This window comes from Allorhizobium sp. GW101-3B10, assembly GCF_059424725.1.
This window is the reverse complement of the sequence record NZ_JBWKZR010000002.1, coordinates 129,170-151,488: the sequence shown is the minus strand read 5'-3', so window position 1 is coordinate 151,488 and position 22,319 is coordinate 129,170. Positions and strand designations below refer to the sequence as shown.

The following is a 22,319-nucleotide window of genomic DNA, read 5'->3' as shown; positions in this document are numbered from 1 at the left end:
CACGATATGGCCGGTTTATCCTTCCCTATCCCCGGGCGAAGCGCATCAGCAGATCGACCTGGAGGAAAAGAAGGATGAATGCAGTGTTCAGGCTCCAGGCCACGGTGAGCCACCTGACCATGGTGGCCCAGAAGGGAGACGCGTTGTCCGCGCAGCGCCAGATGGCGACGAGAATCCCCGGCGTATAGAGCGCAAAGGCAAGGATAACGGCTTGCTGAACCCAGATTTGGTCCAGGTACAGGGCAATCACATGCAGCATCGCGAGTTCGGCGCTGACGAAAACACCATAGATCCAGAAGACGGCGGCCAGGGACATCTCTCCCCGCCAGGCTCTAAGCTCGGGAACGAGATGGCGTTCAATGAAGAGTTCGCTGGCGGGTCCCAATCTCGGCATCTCTCTTGCTCAAACCTTATCTCGCCGAACCAGTGGTTCGGATGTTGTTGTCTGGCCCGGGCGACTTGATGACCATCGACCGGACCGGCGATCCGCCCCATCAGGCGTCTTACTTGTCACGCGCCCGGCTGGTATGGCCCGATCAGTAACGACCGCTAGCGGCGCGCTGTTCCGGCCTCTGTCACGACCAGATCCATCGGGATGTCATGCTTTTGCGGGTGAATTGTCGAAAGCTTCGCCGCACTATAGCTGACGCCGATGACCTTGGGCCTGGCCTGCATGGCAGCAAGCGTCCTGTCGAAGAAGCCGCCGCCATAGCCGAGCCTGTAACATCCATGATCGAAGCCAACGACCGGCGCGATCACCACATCCGGAATGCAGGATCGCTTTTCAGCCGGAAAGGGTATCCCCCAGACCCCTCGCGTCAGTGGCTGCCCGGCCTGCCACAAATGGAATTCCAAAGGCAGTCCTTTTTCCACCACGACGGGTAAAGCGGTACGGCCACCCCGTCTCATGACCTCCTGCATCAACGAACGAAGGTCAGGCTCCCCACGGAACGGCCAATAGGCGCTGACGACACGACCCTCGACATCTCCGATCTCGGCCAGGACACGGGCGGCGATCGCTTCTCCGGCTGCAGTGCGAACCTCGACGGGAACGGCAAGACGCTCCGCGATCAAGCGCTGACGCTCGCTCGTGCGCCAGCGCTTGATATTCGCCCAGGCCGTCATGTCCCGTGGATCGGCCAAGCCCGCGTAAACGGGGTCGATCTCGTGCAGAAAGCAGGCCGGTGAGGCGAAGGAGCGTGGATCATCGTCGTCGATCATTATGCGACCTCTGACAGGCTCTCTGCCGCCTGCAGGCCGACCTCGAGGCCCGCCAGAAGGTCATCGATGTGTTCCAGGCCGACCGAGAGCCGCAGGAGCCCGTCGCTGATGCCGGCGTTTGCCCGCGCCTCCGGCCCCATGTCGGCATGGGTCATGGTCGCCGGATGGGCGACCAGGCTCTCGACGCCGCCCAGAGATTCGGCCAGCGTAAAACCGCGCACCACGCCTACGAAGCGCTGCACGGCGGGGATCCCGCCGACAAGCTCGAAGCTCATCATCGCGCCGAAACCCGTCTGCTGACGGCTGGCGAGCACATGGTCCGGGTGATCGGCAAGTCCCGGATAGTGCACTCGGGCGACCGCGCGATGGCCTCGCAGCCGTTCTGCGACCGCCATGGCGTTGCGTTCCTGACCCGCCATTCGCGCAAAGAGGGTTCGAAGGCCCCGCAGCGTCAACCAGGAATCAAACGGTGACGCGATCGCACCGGTGACATTGGCCCAATGCTTGAGCTTCTTCGCCTCCTCCGGGTCGGCGGCGATGACGGCACCAGCAATCACGTCGGAATGGCCGTTGAGGAATTTCGTCGTCGAATGCAGCACATAATCGGCGCCGAGTGACAAGGGTTGCTGCAAGGCGGGAGACAGGAAGGTGTTGTCGACAGCCACCCGGGCGCCTGCATTTCTCGCGAGCGTCGACAGCGCCGCGATATCGACAACCCGCAAGAGGGGGTTGCTGGGTGTCTCGATCAGCACCAGTGCCGGGTGGTCGCGGAGTTGCTGCCCGAAGACCTCCATGTCGGACTGGTTGACCAGCGCGAGCCGGATCTGGCCAAGCTCGGCCCGTGCCTTGAGGAGCCGCATCGTTCCGCCATAGCAGTCGTGCGGAGCGACAACCAGGCTGCCGACCGGGAGACGGCCAATGAGAAGATCAAGCGCCGCCATGCCGCTCGGTGTCATCACTGCACCCGCGCCACCTTCCAGTCTGGCGATCGCCTCCGCCACGAGGTCACGGGTGGGATTGCCGACCCGGCCATAATCGTAAGCGCGGGGCGCATCGAAACCGGCAAACTCGTAGGTGCTGGAAAGGTAGAGTGGCGGCGCGACCGCGCCAAAGGCGGTATCGCTGGCAACGCCATATGCCGCAGCGACGGTTTCCGGATGGAACTCAGCCGGCGTGCGCTCGGACATTCTTGCTGCTCCTCATGTTGCAGTCTCAAAAATGGCCGGATTGATTACCCGTGACAAATGAATTCTATTGCTGTTTATGCGCAATTTTATTGCGGTTATTTTCGCTGGACGGAAAAGCTTGGACCACGCGATCGCTCGAACATTCCTGGAAGTGGTGAAAGCCGGCAGCTTCGTCGGCGCCGCGGAGGCACTCAACATTTCGCAGACGGCGGTGAGTGCGCGCATCCGCGTCCTGGAGGAACAACTGGAGCGTCCCGTATTCGTGCGCAACAAGGCCGGTGCCAGGTTAACCCCGGCCGGCGAGAAATTCCTTCCCTTCGCCTCGAGCCTGGTTCGGGTCTGGGAAACGGCTCGCAATGTCGTGGCGCTTCCGCCCGGCCGATCCGTGCTGGTGAGCCTGGGCGCAGAACTCAGCCTGTGGAGCCCCCTGCTCTCCCGGTGGCTGCTCTGGATGCACCGCGAATGCCCGGAGATTGCGGTGCGCACCACGATCGACACCGGCGAACATCTGCTGGCGCTGATGCAGGAAGGCGGGCTCGACGCCGCCGTCATCTACGGCGCCCAGCGACGGCCTGGACTGGTCGCCGAACTTCTGTTCGAAGAGCGCCTGGTGCTCGCCCGAACGCCGGGGCAAACGGGCGCCAATGAAATCATCGGGATTGACTGGGGCGCCGATTTCGCCGCGAGCCTACGCACTGCCTATCCTGAAAGCGCAAGTCCGGCGGTCTCGATCGGCTATGGCCCCCTCGCCCTCGACTACGTCCTTGCAGTCGGCGGCGCCGGATACTTCCGGGAGGGCTTCATCCGGCCTTACCTGGAGGATGGCCGCTTGCAGATCGTGCCCAACAGCCCAACCTTCGCTTACCCCGCCTATCTGGTCTTGTCCGAGAAGACGGATCCGGCCCTTGTTCTGCGCCTGCGGGAAAGCTTGCGCGCGGCCGCAGCTGGATCACGTTAGGACGGATCGGACAACAGCTCGGCAAGAACGACAGCCTGGTTGAGCTTCCGGTCTCGCGCGCCGTAGAGCAAGGTGACGGTTCTGGTTGCGCTCCGTTCTCTCAGGTCGTTGACGGCCGCGTTGCCTTTCAGCTCCAGAAGGTAGCGCTCCCTGAACTGCGCCCATCGCTCTGGCTTGTGGGCGAACCATCGGCGCAGTTCCGTCGACGGAGCGACATCCTTCATCCATTCATCCAATCTGGCCTGCTCTTTCGTACAGCCGCGCGGCCAGACGCGATCGACGAGAATGCGGTCGCCATCGTCCGCTTGGGGATCGTCATAGATACGCTTGATCCGCACAGGCATTGTCTAGCCTCCCTGGCTTACCGTGCAACCGAGGTTCGAAAGTAACCCGTCCTGCAGGCCGTAGATCCAGCCGTGAATGGACACCTCCTTGCCCGAGGCCCAGGCCGCCTGCAAAGTCGGGGTTCGGGCAAGGCGCTCCACCTGTGCGGCAACCGATGCCTCGCAGAGACGATCGAGTTCCGGCTCGCTCCAGCATTCGCGGCACTCAAACCGACTGCGCGCCAATTCACGGATTGGTTGCAGCCAATGGTCTATCAGCCCGAAGGACCGACCGCTGACCGCAGCCCGAATACCGCCGCAGCCATAGTGCCCGCACACGATGATGTGCTTCACGCCCAGCTGGTGCACCGCATATTCGACCACGGAAAGCATGTTGAGATCAGTCGGGTGAACGAGGTTGGCAACGTTGCGATGCACGAACACTTCCCCCGGCTCCAGCCCCGCGATCACATTGGCCGGCACACGGCTGTCGGAGCAGCCGATCCAAAGATATTCGGGCTCCTGCAAGGTTGCCAGGCGCTCGAAATAGTCTGCTTTTTCGGCCTTGCGCTCGCTGGACCAGGCCTTGTTCCGGGTGAAAAGCTCCTCGATCATGGCTATCTCCGCTTCCTGGGGTTCTGCAGGCCTCTCGATCAATAGTTGGCTGTTGTCAACTCAACGGTCTGTCACAGCACCGGCAATGAGCCCTCGCCGGACGCCTTCTCCCGGCAATTTGGCCCTCGGTGAGGGCCTGCGACATTTTTGCATCTTCACGCACTGCAATCGTCGGCGCAAAGTGGTATTCAGAATACCTCTTTGATAGAGGCCAGTCCCATTTGCAAGGATTCCGCATGCGAATGACGCTTCACACCGACTATGCGTTGCGAATGCTGATCTACCTGGCAACGCGACCGGACGGGGTTTGCACGGTCAGCGACGTCGCTGAGGCTTATCAGTTGCCTCGCAATCACCTTCTCAAGGTGGCCCAGACCTTGCGTGACCTCGGCTTCGTCGAAACGACCCGCGGCCGGGCGGGCGGTATCCGATTGGCGAAGTCACCAGAGGCGATTGGCGTGGGCGCACTGGTCCGCGCGACCGAGGAGGAGTTCTCGCTCGCCGAATGCATGCAGGCTCAAGGTCGGCCCTGCGCCATTTCGCCGGCCTGCCATCTCAAGGGCATGCTGCACGAGGCACTCGCTGCCTTCCTGGCGGTCCTCGACAAATACACGCTCGCCGACCTCGTGAAGAACCGCGCCGTCCTCGGCTCGTTTCTCGGGATCGGCGCTACCGCCAAGCTGGAAGAAGGGACACAACCATGGTGACAGGATTGACCCTGGCCGAGCGTCAGCTAGCGCTCGTTGTATTGGGCGTACTGGCGGTGGCCGGGCTTGCGATGGCGGTTGCCGGCCGCGGCGATCCGCTGGCCGTACACGGCTACATCGTGTTTTTCTTCAGCCTGGGGCTCGGCTTTTTCGTGCTTTCGGCCGTCTTTGCACCGGAACCGCCGGAAAGTCGCCATTCCGAATACTATGACGACCCGACGCGCGTCGGTATCATCCTGGCGCTCGCATGGGCTGTCGTCGGCATGTTTGTCGGGGTGTGGGTGGCATCATTGCTGGCCTGGCCGGAACTGACCTTCGTGGACTCGGCCTGGGCAAGCTTCGGACGGCTCCGGCCGGTCCACACCAGTGGAGTGATCTTCGGCTTCGGCGGCAATGCACTGATCGCTACGTCGTTCCATGTTCTCCAGCGCACCTGTCGCGCCCGGCTTCCGGATCAGTTCAGTCCATGGTTCGTGCTGATCGGCTACAACCTCTTCTGCCTCGTCGCCGCCACCGGCTACCTGATGGGCATGACGCAGTCCAAGGAGTATGCCGAGCCGGAATGGTATGCCGACATCTGGCTGGTGGTCGTGTGGGTGGTCTATTTCGTAACCTACATCCGCACGCTCCAGCGGCGCAAGGAGCCGCATATATACGTCGCCAACTGGTACTATCTGGCCTTCATTCTCGTTGTTGCCGTGCTTCACATCGTCAACAACCTTGCCATGCCCGTTACACTGGGTCACGCCAAGAGCTACTCGCTGTTTGCCGGCGTTCAGGATGCCATGACGCAGTGGTGGTATGGCCACAATGCCGTCGCCTTCTTCCTGACGGCAGGTTTCCTCGGCATGATGTACTACTACCTGCCAAAGCGCGCCGAGCGGCCGATCTTTTCCTATCGCCTCTCCATCATCAGCTTCTGGGGCATCACATTCATGTACATGTGGGCCGGTGCGCACCACCTGCACTACACTGCCCTGCCACAATGGGTGCAGACACTCGGAATGACCTTCTCCATCGTGTTGCTGGTTCCCTCCTGGGCATCAGCCGGGAATGCGCTCGCCACCCTCAACGGCGCCTGGCACCGGGTGCGCGACGACGCGACACTGCGCTTCATGATGGTCGCCGCCGTGTTCTACGGGCTTTCCACCTTCGAGGGCTCGTTCATGGCGATCCGTGCCGTCAACTCCCTCTCCCACTATACCGACTGGACCGTCGGCCACGTCCATGCCGGAGCCCTCGGCTGGGTCGCCATGATCACCTTCGGCTCGTTCTACGCCCTGGTGCCGTGGATGTGGAAACAGGAGCGCATGTATTCGCCCAAGCTCGTCGAGCTGCACTTCTGGCTCGCACTGGCCGGGACCGTCGTCTATGTCTTCGCCATGTGGAATTCCGGCGTCATCCAGGGTCTCATGTGGCGCACCTATAACGACAGCGGAACACTCGCCTATTCGTTCATCGACAGCCTGGTCGCCATGCACCCCTACTACATCGCCCGCGCTTTCGGAGGTCTGCTTTTCCTCACAGGCGCGGTCGTCTGCTCCTTCAATGTCGCCATGACAATCCGCATGGCCCGCAAGGCGCGCAAGGCAGAAATCGGTGACGATGTGCCTCTCGCTGGCCGGGCCGGCGCGGTTCAGGCAGGAGAGTGACCATGAAGGAATTCTTCCATCGCAAGATCGAACGCAATGCCATCGGCTTCGTGCTGGCGATCATCGGCGTGGCATCCATCGGCGGCTTCGTCGAGATCGCGCCTCTGTTCACAATCCACGAGACAGTCGAGGACGCGCCCGACATGCGTCTCTATACGCCGCTGGAGCTGGCCGGTCGCAATCTCTACATCCGCGAGGGTTGCTACGCCTGCCATTCGCAGATGATCCGCACGCTCCGCGACGAGGTCGAGCGCTACGGCCCGTTCTCGCTCGCGGTGGAATCGAAATACGACCACCCGATGCTGTGGGGCTCCAAACGTACGGGACCCGACCTCGCTCGCCTCGGCGGCAAGTATTCCGACGCCTGGCATGTCGCCCATCTCGTCAATCCGCGTGACGTCGTGCCGGAATCGGTCATGCCGCGCTATGGATGGCTGAAGAAGAATGCGCTCCGGATCGACGATCTTGGCGAGCACCTCGCGGCGCAACGCGCCGTCGGCGTCCCCTATACGGACGTGATGATCGAAAACGCAACCGCTGACGCCCGAGGCCAGGCGGCACCGGACAGCCCCGAATCATCCGGCGTCACGGAGCGTTATGGCGAGGCAACCAATGTGCGCGCCTTCGACGGAAATCAGGGTGCGCTGACCGAGATGGACGCGCTGGTTGCCTATCTGCAGGTCGTCGGCCAGCTGACGCAAGCTGCTCGACAGGAAACCCCAGCGAAGGAGGACTGACGTGGAGATCGACCACAACAGTGTCGTCGCCATTGCCAAGAGCTGGGGGCTGTTCTACCTCGTCGCAATGGCGCTCGGCGTCGTGATCTATGCGCTCTGGCCCGGTAACCGAAAGCGCTTCGACCGCGCAAAGACAAGCATTCTCGACAAAGATGATCGGCCGGGAGATTGAGCATGGCCCAGGAAAGACACGATCCCGCCACAGGACGCAGCACCACCGGACACGAGTGGAACGGCATCGAGGAGCTTGAAACGCCGATCCCGCGGGTGGTGCTATTCTTCCTTGCCGTCACCACGCTGATTGCGATCGGCTACTGGATCCTCATGCCGGCCTGGCCCATTGGCGTGACCTATACCAAAGGCCTGCTGGGCATCGACCAGCGCATCATCGTGACGAAACAGGTCGAGGAGGCGGCGGCCGCCCGGGCTTCCTGGACCGACCGCATTGCCGAGACGAGCCTCGATGAAATCGCCGCCGATCCGGACCTGATGCAGCATGTCCGCGAGGCGGGCCGCACGCTCTTCATAGACAATTGCGCTGCCTGTCACGGCACGCGAGGCACCGGTGGCCCCAGATTCCCGAACCTTGCAGCCAAGGCCTGGCTTTGGGGCGGAGAGCCCGAAACGATCCTCGAGACGATCCGCGTCGGCATCAACTCCACCCATGCGGAGACGCGTGTCTCGCAGATGATGGCCTTCGGCCGGGACGGGACACTCGAGCGCGAGCAGGTCCGCTCCGTCGCGGCTTATGTCCGCTCTCTTTCCGACCTGCCGATGAGCGCCGACCACGAGGCCCTGATCGAAGCCGGCAAGGAGATCTTTTCGGCCAATTGCGCGGCCTGCCACGGCGAGGACGCAACCGGCAGCACGGATATGGGCGCACCGAACCTCACCGACGAAACCTGGATCTATGGCAGCGACGCGCAGACCGTCTTCGCCACCATCTATTCCGGGCGACAAGGCCTGATGCCGAACTGGGAAGGACGACTCTCACAGGTCGATATGAAACTGCTGGCACTTTATGTCGGCACGCTCGGAGAGGACGCCAAGTGAGTACCACGATGGAAAAGACCGACTTGCAGAAACCCCTCAACTGGCGGGTCGTGTCATGGCTGCTTGCCGGCATGGGCCTGCTCGCCGTCATCGGGGCGAATGTCCATCTCGTTAGCGTCGCGACGGGCAGCCAACCCGAATGCGTGGATCATTTGAAGGCGGAAGGCCGCGACGGCACCTATCGTGCCGCGGCACCGTCCTGCTGAGAGGAGCAAGGTCACAATGAGCACGACCGAGAAATCCGGCGCCCCAGGCATGCCTCTTGCCGAACAGCGTCGACGTCACCTGCCCGCCAGCACGGCCTTCGGCTGGCTCTTAGCCGGTTGGCGCGACCTATGGCACAATCCGCTGCCGAGCCTGCTCTACGGGCTTGCCGTCTTCCTGCTCTCGCTCGCCATCATCTGGGGCCTCTTTCGCATTCAGCTCGACTATATCCTGTTTCCGGCACTCGCCGGCTTCATGGTGGTGGGCCCGCTGGTCGCCATCGGTCTCTATCGCAAGAGCCGGGACATAGAAGATGGGGTCCGGCCGAGCCTCTCGCGCATGATCCTAGTGAAGGCTGCATCCGGTCCACAGGTCTGGTACACCGGTGCGATCCTCTGCCTGCTGATGCTGGTCTGGATGCGTGCAGCGGTGATCATCTATGCGCTTTTTATGGGTTTGAGACCATTTCCAGGGCTGGACCGCATCGTGGCAATCCTCTTCACCACGACCGAGGGCTGGGGCATGATCATCGTCGGCACAGCGGTCGGCGGGCTCTTCGCCGCCTTCTCCTTCGCCGTCAGCACGTTTGCCATCCCGATGCTTCTTGCGGAAAAAACGGACGCCTTCACGGCCATGGGTACCAGTATCTCGCTCGTCTTCCGCAACCTGCGGGTCATGCTGGCCTGGGGTGCGATCGTGCTTGCACTGACCGTCATCGGCATCGTGACGGGGTTCCTCGGCCTCATCGTCATCTTCCCGCTGCTCGGCCACGGCACCTGGCACAGCTACAGGACGATCCGATGACCGGCGGGGGACGGATCACTCCGGGGTAATGCTCGGATCAAGGATTTGGGTCAGGGCTATTGTGACCGCTTACACCGCGCGCCTTCCACGATGGCAGGGAAACGTCGACGATCAGGCCCGGCCCTTCGGCGCGCTCCGAGAGCGCAAGGCTTCCGTGATGGCTTTCGACGATCGCCGCGACGATCGACAATCCCAGCCCGCTTCCGGAGGTGCCGCTGCCGCCGGCCCGGACGAAGCGATTCAGCACCCGTGCGCGCAGCTCCGGTGGAATGCCAGGCCCCGAATCCTCGACGCGCAGGAGCAAATTCCCCTCGCCCCTTGCGAGGCGAACAGTCACCCAGGCCCCCTCGGGGATGTAACGCAACGCGTTGTCGACGAGGTTGCGCAACATCGCCGCGAGGAGATCGGCATTGCCGCCGACCCTTGCATCGAGGCCCGGCTCCACCTCCAGCCCCAGATCGATATTGCGCGCGACCGCCTGCGGCGCCATGAGTGCAATCGTCTCGCGTGCGAGCTCCGCCATATCGACCGGCTGGGCCTCTTCTTCTATGGCGTCATGCTCGACCCTTGCCAGCGCCAGGAGTTGTTCGACGATGCGGGTGCCACGCTCGACGCCGATAAGGACATCCGAGATCGCCTGATCGCGTTCCGCCGTATCCTTGGCGTGACTTGCCACCTGCGCATGCGCGCGTATCGCCGCAAGCGGCGTGCGCAGTTCATGCGCGGCGTCCGCGGCAAAGCGGCGGTCCCGTTCGCGGGCAAGCGCGATCCGCTCGAAGAGGCTGTTGAGCGCGGCCACCAGCGGCAGAACCTCGGTCGGCGCAGATTGCGGACTGAGTGGCGAAAGATCTGCCGGCGACCGCTGCTTCACGCCAGCCGTCAGTCGCTCAAGAGGTCCAAGCCCCCATCTCACCAGACCCCAGATGAGGGCGGCGAGCAGCGGTGCGGCAATCCATACAGGATGGAGCATATGGGCAGCGACGCGCGCGGCAAAACTCGTGCGCACCTCCTGTCGGACAGCCACCTCGACCCGGGTGCCGGCACCGTTCGACGCGCCATAGACGCGCCAGCCCTCGCCCCCGTCGATGACATCGCTATATCCGGCCCGCCATTCCGCCACCGAAGGATTGCCCCCCCCTGAGCTTCCGTTTACCGCGGCCGGGGTGAAGATGCGGTAGGAAAGACGCTGATCCGGCTGGCGTTCCCGCAACAGGTCGGCAAGCAGCGCATCCGCCGGCAGTTGTCCCACGAGCCCGAGTATTATCTCGGCAGATTGCTGCAGGTGTTCGTCGGTCACCTCGTCAATCAGGCTTCGCGTATCGAAATAGGTAAAATAGGCTGTCGCGAGCCAGGCCGTAACCATGCTTCCGCAGAGCGACAGGACGAGTCGGCGGCGCAGCGAACCGGTCATGGCTGAGCCGGTACGATGTAACCCACACCGCGCAGGGTTCGGATGACATCCGGAAATAGCTTGCGGCGCAGGTTGTGCACATGGACTTCGACGGCATTGCTGTCGATTTCCTCACCCCAGCCATAGAGTTGTTCCTCCAACTGGCTTCGGCTCAGCACCCGTCCGGCGTGCATCATCAAGCCCTGCAGCACGGCGAATTCACGGTTCGAAAGGGTAACAGGCGCTCCGTCCAGCGTTACGCTATGGGCGGCAGGATCAAGGGTGACACGACCATGGTGGAGGACCGGTATGGCTCCACCCCTGGAACGACGCAGCAGCGCCCGCAGCCGAGCCTGCAATTCCTCCAGATCGAACGGCTTGATCATGTAATCGTCGCTTCCTGCATCGAGACCCGATACGCGCTCGGCGATCGTGTCACGTGCGGTCAGCACCAGAACCGGCGTCTTGTCTCCCGCGGCACGCCTGTGCTTCAAGAGGCTGATCCCGTCCATGCCGGGCAGTCCGAGGTCCAGCACGACCGCATCATAGGTCGTGGTGGCAAGCGCGGAATCGGCATCTTCGCCATCACGCACCCAATCCACCGCAAAGCCCGACTGGCCAAGTCCCGCAACCAGGCCACGACCCAACAATGTGTCGTCCTCGACCAGCAAAAGTCTCATGTCACCCGCCCATCGATATTCTTGGGAACTCAGCGGATGCCCGCCCGACGAAGTTCGGCGGGCAGGCCTTGTCGCAGTCTGGCATCTCCGGTCAGCGGGAACAATCCCGTGCTCACTGCCGATCTATTCGATCGGCTGCCAGTTGGCGTGTTCGAAATGCGCGCCGTAGGCATTCAGCGCTTCCACGACCAGAACCGCACCCCGGCGCGGATCAGCCTCGCCCTCGAGTTCCGATACCCCATCGAGCATGTGGCCCAGCACGATGTGGAACTGCTCGTCCACCTCCGGCGTCAGCTTGCAGTTTTCCACCATGAAGTCGACCTGCGCCTGGATTTCCCCTGCAAGCGCCTTGTAGTCCGCCGAGGGCAGCGTGCCGTCGTGGATCGAGGAAAGCCGCGGGGCGAGCGCGCTGCGGATGGCGTTCATGCCTTTCAGCATGTTTTCATCGCCTTGCCATTTCGCCTGGCCATTGAGCCTCAGTTCGATTGCGGCACCCTGGTGCCCTTCATGGCTTGTCGTCTCTGCCCAGGAGACACCGGTCGAGAGACCAAGACCGAGGACGAGAACAGGCAAAATCAGGCTTCTACGGATGTACATTTTCGTCATTCCCTTTCAAGACGAGAGGAGTTTCTCTTCGCCAGCTGGGATTAGCCTCCCCAGCTTATGGCTCGCTTAAGTGCCGAAAGAAAATTGAACAGCAAGATCGACGATACGCCCTCGACGCAGGAGCGTAGACCACAATTGATGCCTCACCCGCTTTGGGCAATCCAAACGCCCAACCGATCGTAACTGCCTGGCGATGACCGCACAGGAGTCTCAGGCTTGTGAGCGTGGTTGCAGCTCTCCTTCGGTCGGTCCATAAGACGCGAAACGTGCCAACAGTGCCACTGCATACTCAATTTGAATTTCGGCAATCACGCCGTGTGGCTAATCGAAGGCGGGGGCTGAGTATACTGATTCGCAGACACAGTCCTATTCCGGCCTGCTTCTTTTGCTCTATATAGGGCATCATCGGCAAGCCGAATGCAGCTCGCTGGTGTGACCGTTTCAGGATCCCGGGTTTTCAGACCAATTGAGACGGTAACAAGAACGCGCTCGCTGGCATCCGTTTCGATCGACAAGGACTCAACAATTGTGCGGATGCGTTCCGCCATCGCCATTGCCCCCGCCCCACTCGTATCGGGTAGGATCGCTGCGAACTCTTCGCCTCCATAACGAGCGATCGTATCGCCGGGTCGCATAGCGTTGGCTACGGCACCCGCCACCAATTTCAAAACATGATCACCTGCCTGATGACCATAGGTATCGTTGACGGATTTGAAGAAATCGATATCGATTAACAGTAGCGAGACCGGCGTTTTGTCACGGTCTGCTGATAAGCACACTGCGGACAAACGTTCATCGAATGCCGCGCGGTTCAACACACCGGTCAATCCATCATGTGTCGAACGCCGATCTAGTTCTTGATATAACTCCTGCAACTTCTTCGTGGAAGTGTTCAACACCTCGCCAAGCCGCCCCAGCTCGTCGTCCTTGTTGCGCAGAATGACCCTGTAAGAGAGGTTCTTTCGTCCGATATTATCGGCAGCAACGGTCAATCTTCCTATGGATTCAAGTACCGAGCGGGACAAAACAATAATAACTGCAGTTAGCACCAGAAAGCCAAGCAAGGCATAACTTAATATATGATAGAATGCTTTGCCCGCAATTGCCCTTCCAGCGTTTATACGCCATTGTAGTTCCAAAATAGACAGTTGACGAAACTGAGCGACTAACGCGTTGACGTTTGCGATGTCAGTATGCGCCAAGGAATAGGCGTCAATCGCGTTCCGTGTGCCGGCATCTTGCCGGAACAGAGCGTCGAGGGAAGCACGGGATTGGCGCCAAGCAGCAACTAGTTCGTCAGCCAGTCTGTCAGCGGACGGCGTAGCGGGATGGTCCTTTGCTTGTGCGTCGAAAAATATCCTGAAGTTCTCGGAAACTTCAGCTATAGTCGGCTCTGGCTTCTCGACCCCCCAGGTATCAAGGCCGAGCGCGTGTGTAGTCGCAATAGCTTCGATCTGATAAAGCAAATCCTGAGCGACAAAGATCGGCGACATCCTCGCCGTAATCGCTGTTATGCTGCTTTCATAGGATTGAACCAAGGTGCGTCCTGAGACGATCGCGATAACACCCATCAGAACCAAGCCGGATATGGCGAAGGCAAATGAAAACCGAAACCGTGTCTTGATTGAGAAATGAAATGGCGAGCTTATCGCCGGCCACACTTTCCCGAACGACGAAGCTCCAAAAGAACTCGAAGCTACGCGGCACCGAGCCTTATGGATGGCAAATACAAAGCTAGGGATTCTCGTCAATTCGCTCTCGCCGGCTGTTTTTCATCAGGCAAAGCTATAACGATGAGATCCTAAAATTCGCTTTGCATGATTGAATGATATCTAATGGATGAGCGCGGTGGATATGCAACCGGGAGCACCAGAGGCTCACTGGATGGCCAGCTTGTCGCCGGCATCGGCGTTAGATTGGCTACCGCCCTACACTGTCCGACGCGTTCTCGAGGCAATTTCGCCTTTAAAGGCTCCACATTGTCGGGACGAACTGCTTTGGAAGCCGATTCGTGCCGTGTTGCCATTCAATTCTGCATGATTATCAGTTGCCAGCAGCGTCTTCTTCATATGCAGCCCCCTTTCTGACACGTCCAATGTCCCGCACCTCCACGACCGCCGTGACGAAGAGGAAACCTACGGGCCGGGCCGTAATGGCAGACCTGCAGGCTCAAGGTTCGATACGTCGACTGAGCACGTGAGCATGCAGTGCCTCCGCGCATTCTGGACCCAGATCGGCGCTTCGAAGCGGTCGGATTGGATATTGTTGCAACAATCGGCATTCGCGGGCCTCCGTCCCCTTGAAAAAAGGCGGCAACCAGATTAGATAGTAATTACTCACTATCTTTCGGAGTCTCATGATGATCTCGCGATCAGCCTATCTTTCAGCAGAGGAGCGACGGGAGGCCACGGTGGAAACCGTCCTCGATCTCGCTGCGGAACAGAATCCCACAGACATTACAACTGGGGCAATTGCAAAGCGCATGGGTGTGACGCAAGGGGCCCTGTTTCGGCACTTCCCTTCCAAAGACGCCATTCTCCAAGCCGTTATGGAGTGGGTTTCGGAGCGTTTACTTACACGCATAGATCGGGCGATTTCCACGAAAACCTCCCCGCTCGATGCCCTCGAAGCTGCATTCATGGCGCATATCGAATTCATATCGGAACATCCGGGCGTCCCTCGGATGCTGTTCGGAGAGTTGCAGCGCGCCGAACAGACCATGGCCAAACGAATGGCACAGACATTGATCCAGTGCTACGGCGAACGCCTCGGCCGTCTCATTGCGGAGGGCAAAGAAAGCGGTGAGCTCACGCCCTCTTTGGAAGAGAAAACTGCTGTCACACTGTTTGTCGGCATGACCCAAGGCTTGGTCATGCAATCCCTCCTCGCCGGCGACGTGAAACGCATCCGCACGAGCGCGCCGGCCGTTTTTGCGCTTTATCGGCGTTCCATCGAGGTGGCAAAATGATCCACAGTTCGCCGTCCGACCCATCACCGATGAAATCCCTCGAAGCCATGTTTATGGCTGATGTCGCCTATGTCGCGGGCCATCCTAACATTCCCCGCATCTTGCTCGGTACACTGGCGACCAAGGAGAAGTCCGCGCTAAAGCTGATGCTCGAGGCCTTTGTTCGGCGATACGAGCGGCGTATCTCCTGTTTGATCGAAGAGGCGCAACAATGCGGCGAAGTCCGAGCCACAGTGGACAAGGAAGGTGCTGCCCGCCTGTTTATTGCAGCAATCCAGCACTTGGTCTTCAGGGCGCTGGTCGCGGATGAATTAAGCAAGATTCGCGAGGCAGCTCCTGCTGCTTTCACATCATATCGCCGATGCCTGGAGGCAATTCAATGAAACTTCCTTCTTTACAACGCCGCAGCTTGATGCTGATCGCGATTGTGATCCCGATTGTCGCCCTGTTCGGCTACGTGGTCCTGCGATCGGGGCCACTGGCGCCAGTCACTGTGATGACTGCTAGCGTCGAAGCCCGGTCCATATCGCCCGCATTGTTTGGTATCGGCACTGTTGAAGCCCGCTTCTCCTACAAGATTGGCCCGACCATCGCCGGCCGCGTCGGCAAAGTATATGTCGATGTGGGCGACAGGGTGCGCGCTGGTCAGGTTCTGGCGGAACTAAACCCTGTAGATCTCGATGATCGCATTGCAGCCTTAGATGCGGCGACTCGCCACGCCGAAGAGTCAATAAAAGCAGCCAAAGCTGAGTTGGAAGATGCCTTGGTGCGCAAAGATTACGCCGATGCGCAGGCCAAACGCTATGACCAACTTTGGAAGAATCACACTGTCAGCGAAATGGCCGTGGAAACTAAACGACAAGACAGTGAGGTAGCACTTGCCGCAGTCTCTGCCGCACAGTCAAATCTCGCGGCCGCACAACAGAACCTGCAACGCAATCGCGCCGATCGTGACGGCCTAATCAAGCAGCGGGAGGACTTAGTACTGCACGCGCCGGTCGACGGGGTGATTGCTGCACGCAACGCGGAACCTGGGACAACCGTAGTCGCCGGTGAGGCGATCATAGAGATGATCGACCCCAAAGAACTCTGGATCAATGCCCGGTTCGATCAGATAGCATCAACTGGCCTGCGCACAGGGCTTTCCGCTCGCATCTCGCTCCGGTCGCATGGCGACATATCTGCTCCAGGACAAGTGTCGCGCGTGGAGGTCCTCGCAGATTCCCTGACTGAAGAGAATTTGGCGAAGGTGGGATTCGACGCTCTGCCCGAGCCTCTTCCTCCGATCGGAGAGCTGGCCGAAGTAACGATTGCACTGCCAGGGCTTTCCGCAACGCCCACGATCCCGAATGCCGCTATCCAAAGTGTTGCTGGAAAGACAGGGGTTTGGAAAGTCGAAGAGGGAAAAGCCCGCTTCACCGCCGTTGAATTAGGGGCTTCGGACCTGGACGGGATCGTCCAAGTTACAAAAGGCCTCCAGACTGGTGATGAAATTGTGGTTCATAGCGCATCCCGACTGACAGGCACGAGTCGTATTCAGATCACGGACAATCCTGCGGAGCTTATCAAATGATTAGCCTAGCAGGACGCGATATCCTCCATTCATGGGGCAAATTTGTCTTCACCGGCGTCGGGCTCGGACTGTTGATCGGTGTCACTTTCACCATGGCGGGCGTCTATCGGGGCATGGTCGATGACGGCAAGGTGCTCCTCGACAACAGCGGCGCCGACATGTGGGTCGTCCAGCAGAATACGCTGGGGCCATATGCAGAATCCTCAAGCATCAATGATGATATCTACCGGATGATCCTGACGACTCCCGGCGTCGAACAAGTTGCGAATGTAACCTATCTGACAATGCAGGTCCGAAAAGGAAACACTGACGTTCGGGCGATGGTGGTCGGTATCGCGCCGGGTAATGTCGTGACACCCGGCTGGCCGCCATTTCTTGCTGCCGGGCGTCAGATCACGCGCGGCCATTATGAAGCCGTGGCCGATGCCGCAACCGGCTTTGCGCTCGGAGACACCATCGTTATCCGGCGAAATCACTACACCGTCGTTGGCCTCACCCGACGCGCAGTATCGTCGAGCGGCGATCCAATGGTCTTCATTCCGCTGAAGGACGGGCAGGAAGCGCAGTTCGTCAAGGACAACGATTCCATTGTTCGACAGCGTCGTCGCACCGGCGAGAACCCCGAATTCAACCGGCCGGGAGTTCCTGGTCTGTTGGATGCCGTCATCGCCTCACAAAACAGTAATCCTTATGTGAACGCTGTTCTGGTGCGTATCAAGCCCGGTTACGAACCGGAGCGCATCGCATCCGACATCGCCAAGTGGAAACGACTGACGGTCTATACGCGCTCGCAGATGGAGGAAATTCTGATCGGCAAGCTGATTGCGACCTCTGCCAAACAAATAGGCATGTTCCTCGCCATCCTGGCCATCGTTAGTGCAGCCATCGTCGCGTTCATCATCTACACGCTCACGATGGACAAGATACGTGAGATTGCCGTGCTGAAACTGATCGGCACACGCAATCGCACCATCGCCTCCATGATCTTGCAACAGGCGATTGTGCTCGGGCTAATCGGATTTGTCGTCGGCAAGATCACGGCAACCTTTGCGGCGCCACTGTTCCCGAAGTTCGTTCTGCTTCTGACCGAAGATACGATGACTGGGCTTGTTGCAGTTGTGATCATATGCGCGCTGGCGAGCGTGGTGGCTATCCGTGTGGCGCTCAAAATCGACCCCGCTGAAGCGATTGGAGGTTGAGATGGCTAGTGGTGGAATTCTCATCGAAGGGCTCAGGAAGCGGTATGGTAATGGCGATACCGCAGTCGATGCTCTCAAAGACATCAATATGCGGGTCGCCCCAGGCGAAGTGGTCGGTCTTATCGGCCCATCGGGCTCAGGCAAGAGCACGTTGCTTAAGGCGTTGGGGGCGGTTATTGATCCCAGCGCAGGACACATGACCCTCGGCGATGGGGTGATCTATCACGATGGCTGGAAGATCCCTGACCTTCGCGCTTTGCGGCGCGACAAGATCGGATTCGTCTTCCAGGCACCGTACCTCATACCGTTTCTCGATGTGACCGATAACGTAGCATTGCTGCCAATGCTGGCGGGCGTCCCCAACAGCGAATCGCGCCAGCGCGCGCGTGATCTCCTAAAAGCTCTTGATGTCGAACATCGCGCCGCTGCCATGCCTTCCCAGCTTTCCGGCGGCGAGCAGCAACGCGTTGCAATCGCGCGCGGGCTCATCAACCGCCCGCCGGTTATCCTGGCCGACGAACCGACCGCACCGCTCGACAGCGTGCGTGCCCTGAACGTCATCCGCATCCTGAACGACATGGCCGTCAGGTTCGGAACTGCAATCATCGTCGTTACCCATGATGAGAAGATTATTCCGACCTTCAAGCGCATCTACCACATCAGAGATGGCGTGACTCACGAAGAGGCGGGAGAGGGTCGTGGTTTTGATTAATTTCGGTGCAATCATGACGAAACAGGAAGGCGTGTACGTTGTTTCCACGCTGCGATCGTGGTTTTTGCTGTTCGTTGTAGCAGGATTGGGTGGGTGTGCCGCGCGGCCCGGTGTGGATGCTTTAGTTGTTAGGCAAAGTCCTATTGGATCGTATCAGACCGTCACAGTGGTCACAGCGACTGATCGTCAGCGCGACATCACCGGCGTGGGATATACCGCCAGGCGGTCAGCAACACTGCAATTCGAGCGCTTCACGGTTGCAGCTCCAGAAAAACCGAATGATCGAAGAAACGATAGCCGTGAGCTAATGCCAATTAGGCCAAAAAAATACGTAGTAACAAGACGCGAACCGGTTGCTACCAAGGGCATGAACGCAAACAAGAATACGCTGATATATGTGCATGGATACAACTATACGTTCCAGGAGTCGCTTTTTCAATTATCGAGCGTTGTCGCAGACGGAAGACTGACGGAGGTGCCGATCCTTTTCAGTTGGCCATCTGACGGCACCGTTACGGGATATATTGCAGATAAAGACGCCGCCACATTTGCCCGTGACGATCTTGTTCAATTGCTTGAGACTTTGAAGAAACAGAACCCAGAGGGTAATGTTACCCTATTTGGTCACAGTATGGGGGCATGGATTGTTGTCGAGGCGCTACGTCAACTTAAGCTCTCAAACCGGGATGATGTATTACGTCATGTGGACCAAGTGGTCTTGGCAGCACCGGATATCGACGTTGATCTCTTCAAGCAGCAGATCAATACAATTGGACGCTTGAACAAGCCCATCCTCGTGCTCAGCGCTACAGATGATCGTGCACTCACCATTTCAAGTCGTATTGGCGGCGCAAGAGCCCGAATAGGGATGGTGAACCAAAATGATCCTGCGGTCCAGGAGTTGATTACTGACGGCGCAATCAAGATTGTTGATTTATCGGCATTGCCAGCTCCCGACAGAACAAATCACAATCGCTTCATTCGATTGGTAAATGTTCTTTCCGATACAGAAAGAAAAAGTAGATTTCTATTAGCGCTTAGGTAGCGTTACGTTCTTGCATGAAATTTTCCCAATCTAGAGTTGATCGATATATCGCTGGAAGCATGTTTTGTCTTTTTCAAAACATATTAATCGCTACCCACTGATCACGGCTTAGGATATATGCATGAGGCGTACAGAAAGTGGTCGTGAAACCTAAACGTTACTTCGACGCCCCGAATACAAACTAGGATTTTACGATGGTATCCATTCGCGTAGCAACCCCCCTCGCCCTGCTCTTTTTGTCAGGCTGCGTGACCGGTCCCGATCACACGTCACCGCAGATGCCCCTTCCGGATAAATTTGCGGAAGGCGGAAAGAAGAGCAATGGCGAAGTCGCCATGGCCGCCTGGTGGACCGCCTTCAACGACCGACGCCTTAACGGGCTTGTGGAACAGGGCATTAACCAAAATCTCGACGTCCTGCAAGCGCTTGAGCGCATCGCCGCTGCCGAGGCGAATGTCGTCGTTGCCGGAGCCGGCGGTTTGCCCTCGTCGAACCTGTCGGGCGACGAATCCCTCACAAAAACGGGCGGCACCGGCGACTACGTCACCCGCACCACCGATACGACATCGACAGCGAGTGGCGGCCTGGGCGTATCCTGGCTGCTGGATCTGTTCGGTCAATACCGGCGCGCCAAGGAAGGGGCCACGGCTTCACTCGGTGCGGCCTATGCCAGCGCCGACGTTGCCAAGTTAACTTATCTCTCGGACCTTGTCACCTCCTACATCAATGCGCGCTACTACCAGGAACGCATTGCCATCGCCCGCAAGAACCTGGCTTCGCGGCGCGAGACGCTGGATCTGACCAAATTACAGTTGGAGGGAGGTGACGCATCGCGTCTCGACGTCGTGCAGTCGGAAGGTCTCGTCAATTCGACGCTCGCTGACCTGCCGGGCCTCGAAACGAGCTTTCGTCAGTCGGCACACCACATCGCAACCCTACTGGGCCTGCCGGCTTCCGCGCTCATTGCCGACCTGCAGAAGGGAGCCCCCCAACCGATCGCGCGGCGTAGCGTCAATGCCGGTGTTCCAGCCGACCTCATACGCAACCGCCCGGACATCCGCAAGGCAGAACGCGAGCTCGCAGCCGCCGTTGCCGAAATTGGCGTCGCCGAGGCACAGCTCTATCCGTCGATCACGCTGGGCGGCTCGATTTCTCCGTCCTGGATCTCGACGAAATCGCTGGCCGGCAGCGTCACCTCCTGGTCCTTCGGCCCGAGCCTGACCCTGCCGATCCTCGACGGCGGGCGCCTGAAGGCCAATGTCGACATCGCCGAATCCTCCGCGCGTGGCGCCTATCTCGCTTGGAAGGCGGCCGTGCTGAATGCGGTTGAGGAGGTCGAGAACGCACTCGCCGCGGTCAATCGAGACAGCCAGACGGTCAGCGCCCTGACAGCGACTGTCCACTCCTATGAGGAAGCGTTGGCGCTCTCGACGGCAAGCTACAAGGAGGGCGCGTCCTCGATACTTGACGTGCTCGACGCGCAGCGTTCGGTCTCGACTGCGCAGGCAAGCCTTGCCCAGGCCGTCCAGCGGATGGCAGCAGATTACGTTGCGCTCAACGTCGCCATCGGCGGCGGTTATGCCTTCGAGAAGAATGCCGGTCTTTAACAACAACAGACGTTGAAACGCAAGAAGCCCGGCGATCAGAGATGATCCACGAGTTTCCTGCCGATCGGAGTGAACCCTCGGTATTGATTCACAGCCACGCAGAAGCATGGCGTGCAACATCGCCGTTACCGCCATCGAGCCCTTCGACGAATTGGAGCGCATCCCAAAGCGGACGGCAAATCGCGGTTTCCACATCCTGCGTCGTTGCGCCACGATAGGCCATGGATATTTCCGCCTCGATCGGACGAAAACCGGGAAATGTCTCCCGCTTCAAGGCCGGAAAAGAAAACAAGCCAGCGGCGATGAAAAGCAAAAGCAACAGGTTCGAGGCTGTCGGATGCGCTGTAAACCAGCGGATCATGACTGCACCTCAATCGGCAAAAGATTGGCGTCGGGAATTGCCGGTGTGACGTCATCAAGTACCAGACGGTCACCCGCTGCCAGACCTTCGGCAATCACGGCAAGTCCATCCTGCCTGAAAGCTTCGGTGACCGGGCGTAATTCGAGTTGATCATCAGAATTGGCGAGATAGACCTGATCGCCGTGCAGCGCAGTTTCCGGCATAACCAGCGAGCCGCGAATTATCTGGCCAGTCAAGGTGACCTCGACGAGCATGTTGGGCAACAGTGGCGTACGTAAAGGCGGATTGGATCACCATAAGGATCCTCTACTGTAACCACGACGGGGACCGTCCGTGCCCTTGCATCAAGTGCACCCTCTACGCGGGTCACAGTTGCAGGCCAGGTTTGCGTTGGGTCGGACACCAACCGCACCTCAGCTGCTATGCGGCTGGACGGGCCGTTGCGAATTGCCGCTAGGGTATCCTCGACCGGCTCTGTCCGTGAAGAAGTCGCCGAAAGACGTCAAAGGGCAATTGCGCCACGACTTCAACCCGGGCCACGCCGTCCGCCTTCACCAGCGTCTGGCCGACATTGACATATTGGAACCGCTCTGCAGTCACCGAAGTTATCCGCACATCATAGGGGGTCATGATGGAAGTATGGTCCAGGTCCCGCTGATTGCGGACCAGGGCAGCTTTGGTGCGGGCGGCCTGCGCCGCCAGCGCGGCGCGGAGCGA

The 22,319-nt window shown here is 59.5% G+C and carries 26 protein-coding genes; 15 read left to right on the top strand and 11 right to left on the bottom strand.

The features are described from left to right. Positions 1-25: 25 nt before the first annotated feature. From AC07Y0_RS24955 to metB, 3 genes are all read right to left on the bottom strand, one after another. The gene (locus tag AC07Y0_RS24955) at positions 26-316 is read right to left on the bottom strand and encodes a hypothetical protein (RefSeq protein WP_154721056.1); all 291 of its coding nucleotides are present in this window, start codon (positions 314-316) and stop codon (positions 26-28) included. Positions 317-549: 233 nt separating this feature from the next. Then, a complete protein-coding gene (locus tag AC07Y0_RS24950) occupies positions 550-1,221 on the bottom strand; it encodes a 5-formyltetrahydrofolate cyclo-ligase (protein ID WP_454748955.1) in 672 nt (223 codons plus the stop codon). Then, complete coding sequence (gene metB / locus AC07Y0_RS24945; RefSeq protein WP_498680462.1) at positions 1,221-2,408, bottom strand: cystathionine gamma-synthase; 1,188 nt, start codon at positions 2,406-2,408, stop codon at positions 1,221-1,223. Before metB ends, AC07Y0_RS24950 begins: the two co-directional genes overlap by 1 nt. A gap of 118 nt (positions 2,409-2,526) precedes the next feature. Here metB and AC07Y0_RS24940 point away from each other — a divergent pair, with 118 nt between their 5' ends. Then, a complete protein-coding gene (locus AC07Y0_RS24940) occupies positions 2,527-3,366 on the top strand; it encodes a LysR family transcriptional regulator (protein ID WP_498680461.1) in 840 nt (279 codons plus the stop codon). On the opposite strand, the gene AC07Y0_RS24935 is transcribed toward AC07Y0_RS24940, so the two are convergent. Then, positions 3,363-3,710, bottom strand: coding sequence for a DUF488 domain-containing protein (locus AC07Y0_RS24935; protein WP_498680460.1), 348 nt, complete (start codon positions 3,708-3,710; stop codon positions 3,363-3,365). The two genes, AC07Y0_RS24940 and AC07Y0_RS24935, sit on opposite strands and share 4 nt — an antisense overlap. Before the next feature lie 3 nt (positions 3,711-3,713). Further along, complete coding sequence (locus AC07Y0_RS24930) at positions 3,714-4,304, bottom strand: carbonic anhydrase (RefSeq protein WP_498680459.1); 591 nt, start codon at positions 4,302-4,304, stop codon at positions 3,714-3,716. A 242-nt stretch (positions 4,305-4,546) separates the two neighbouring features. Between AC07Y0_RS24930 and AC07Y0_RS24925 the strand changes: the two genes are divergently transcribed. The 7 genes from AC07Y0_RS24925 to AC07Y0_RS24895 are packed head-to-tail and all read left to right on the top strand — an operon-like array spanning position 4,547 to position 9,461. Then, complete coding sequence (locus AC07Y0_RS24925; RefSeq protein ID WP_498680458.1) at positions 4,547-5,011, top strand: RrF2 family transcriptional regulator; 465 nt, start codon at positions 4,547-4,549, stop codon at positions 5,009-5,011. After that, positions 5,005-6,663 carry a cytochrome-c oxidase, cbb3-type subunit I gene (gene ccoN / locus AC07Y0_RS24920; RefSeq protein ID WP_498680457.1) on the top strand — a complete coding sequence of 553 codons (1,659 nt, stop codon included), beginning with the start codon at positions 5,005-5,007 and terminating at the stop codon, positions 6,661-6,663. Before AC07Y0_RS24925 ends, ccoN begins: the two co-directional genes overlap by 7 nt. A 2-nt stretch (positions 6,664-6,665) precedes the next feature. After that, complete coding sequence (ccoO, locus tag AC07Y0_RS24915) at positions 6,666-7,400, top strand: cytochrome-c oxidase, cbb3-type subunit II (protein ID WP_498680456.1); 735 nt, start codon at positions 6,666-6,668, stop codon at positions 7,398-7,400. 1 nt (position 7,401) lies between these two features. Further along, positions 7,402-7,572, top strand: coding sequence for a cbb3-type cytochrome c oxidase subunit 3 (locus AC07Y0_RS24910; protein ID WP_498680454.1), 171 nt, complete (start codon positions 7,402-7,404; stop codon positions 7,570-7,572). Positions 7,573-7,574: 2 nt separating this feature from the next. Then, positions 7,575-8,453: a cytochrome-c oxidase, cbb3-type subunit III gene (ccoP, locus tag AC07Y0_RS24905; protein ID WP_498680453.1), complete on the top strand. Its 879-nt coding sequence runs from the start codon at positions 7,575-7,577 to the stop codon at positions 8,451-8,453. Beyond that, complete coding sequence (locus AC07Y0_RS24900; protein WP_498680452.1) at positions 8,450-8,659, top strand: hypothetical protein; 210 nt, start codon at positions 8,450-8,452, stop codon at positions 8,657-8,659. Before ccoP ends, AC07Y0_RS24900 begins: the two co-directional genes overlap by 4 nt. 16 nt (positions 8,660-8,675) lie before the next feature. Beyond that, on the top strand, positions 8,676-9,461 hold the full coding sequence (locus tag AC07Y0_RS24895) for a DUF2189 domain-containing protein (protein WP_498680451.1): 786 nt from the start codon (positions 8,676-8,678) through the stop codon (positions 9,459-9,461). 37 nt (positions 9,462-9,498) lie between these two features. Here AC07Y0_RS24895 and AC07Y0_RS24890 read toward each other — a convergent pair whose 3' ends face one another. The 4 genes from AC07Y0_RS24890 to AC07Y0_RS24875 all read right to left on the bottom strand — a co-directional run bounded on the left by AC07Y0_RS24890 (position 9,499) and on the right by AC07Y0_RS24875 (position 13,708). Beyond that, a complete protein-coding gene (locus AC07Y0_RS24890) occupies positions 9,499-10,872 on the bottom strand; it encodes an ATP-binding protein (protein ID WP_498680450.1) in 1,374 nt (457 codons plus the stop codon). After that, positions 10,869-11,531 carry a response regulator gene (locus AC07Y0_RS24885; protein WP_498680449.1) on the bottom strand — a complete coding sequence of 221 codons (663 nt, stop codon included), beginning with the start codon at positions 11,529-11,531 and terminating at the stop codon, positions 10,869-10,871. The genes AC07Y0_RS24890 and AC07Y0_RS24885 overlap by 4 nt, the downstream gene beginning before the upstream one ends. Before the next feature lie 123 nt (positions 11,532-11,654). After that, entirely contained in the window at positions 11,655-12,128 is a 474-nt protein-coding gene (locus tag AC07Y0_RS24880) for a hypothetical protein (RefSeq protein ID WP_498680448.1), read from the bottom strand. A 317-nt stretch (positions 12,129-12,445) separates the two neighbouring features. Continuing rightward, the gene (locus AC07Y0_RS24875) at positions 12,446-13,708 is read right to left on the bottom strand and encodes a GGDEF domain-containing protein (RefSeq protein WP_498680447.1); all 1,263 of its coding nucleotides are present in this window, start codon (positions 13,706-13,708) and stop codon (positions 12,446-12,448) included. An 839-nt stretch (positions 13,709-14,547) separates the two neighbouring features. On the opposite strand from AC07Y0_RS24875, the gene AC07Y0_RS24870 reads away from it, so the two are divergent. From AC07Y0_RS24870 to AC07Y0_RS24840, 7 genes are all read left to right on the top strand, one after another. Beyond that, complete coding sequence (locus tag AC07Y0_RS24870; protein ID WP_498680446.1) at positions 14,548-15,105, top strand: TetR/AcrR family transcriptional regulator; 558 nt, start codon at positions 14,548-14,550, stop codon at positions 15,103-15,105. Continuing rightward, positions 15,102-15,488: a TetR family transcriptional regulator C-terminal domain-containing protein gene (locus AC07Y0_RS24865; RefSeq protein WP_498680445.1), complete on the top strand. Its 387-nt coding sequence runs from the start codon at positions 15,102-15,104 to the stop codon at positions 15,486-15,488. The genes AC07Y0_RS24870 and AC07Y0_RS24865 overlap by 4 nt, the downstream gene beginning before the upstream one ends. Then, the gene (locus tag AC07Y0_RS24860) at positions 15,485-16,678 is read left to right on the top strand and encodes an efflux RND transporter periplasmic adaptor subunit (protein WP_498680444.1); all 1,194 of its coding nucleotides are present in this window, start codon (positions 15,485-15,487) and stop codon (positions 16,676-16,678) included. Before AC07Y0_RS24865 ends, AC07Y0_RS24860 begins: the two co-directional genes overlap by 4 nt. Then, a complete protein-coding gene (locus AC07Y0_RS24855; RefSeq protein ID WP_498680443.1) occupies positions 16,675-17,877 on the top strand; it encodes an ABC transporter permease in 1,203 nt (400 codons plus the stop codon). Before AC07Y0_RS24860 ends, AC07Y0_RS24855 begins: the two co-directional genes overlap by 4 nt. A gap of 1 nt (position 17,878) precedes the next feature. Continuing rightward, positions 17,879-18,589: an ABC transporter ATP-binding protein gene (locus tag AC07Y0_RS24850; RefSeq protein ID WP_498680442.1), complete on the top strand. Its 711-nt coding sequence runs from the start codon at positions 17,879-17,881 to the stop codon at positions 18,587-18,589. Continuing rightward, complete coding sequence (locus AC07Y0_RS24845) at positions 18,576-19,634, top strand: alpha/beta hydrolase (protein WP_498680441.1); 1,059 nt, start codon at positions 18,576-18,578, stop codon at positions 19,632-19,634. The genes AC07Y0_RS24850 and AC07Y0_RS24845 overlap by 14 nt, the downstream gene beginning before the upstream one ends. Positions 19,635-19,828: 194 nt before the next feature. Further along, positions 19,829-21,241 (top strand): efflux transporter outer membrane subunit, encoded by a 1,413-nt coding sequence (locus AC07Y0_RS24840; protein WP_498680440.1) that lies wholly within the window; start codon positions 19,829-19,831, stop codon positions 21,239-21,241. Between the two features lie 88 nt (positions 21,242-21,329). Here AC07Y0_RS24840 and AC07Y0_RS24835 read toward each other — a convergent pair whose 3' ends face one another. Next, positions 21,330-21,602 carry a hypothetical protein gene (locus AC07Y0_RS24835; protein ID WP_498680439.1) on the bottom strand — a complete coding sequence of 91 codons (273 nt, stop codon included), beginning with the start codon at positions 21,600-21,602 and terminating at the stop codon, positions 21,330-21,332. Then, positions 21,599-21,856 (bottom strand): permuted SH3 domain-containing protein, encoded by a 258-nt coding sequence (locus tag AC07Y0_RS24830; RefSeq protein WP_498680543.1) that lies wholly within the window; start codon positions 21,854-21,856, stop codon positions 21,599-21,601. Before AC07Y0_RS24830 ends, AC07Y0_RS24835 begins: the two co-directional genes overlap by 4 nt. Between the last annotated feature and the right edge of the window lie 463 nt (positions 21,857-22,319).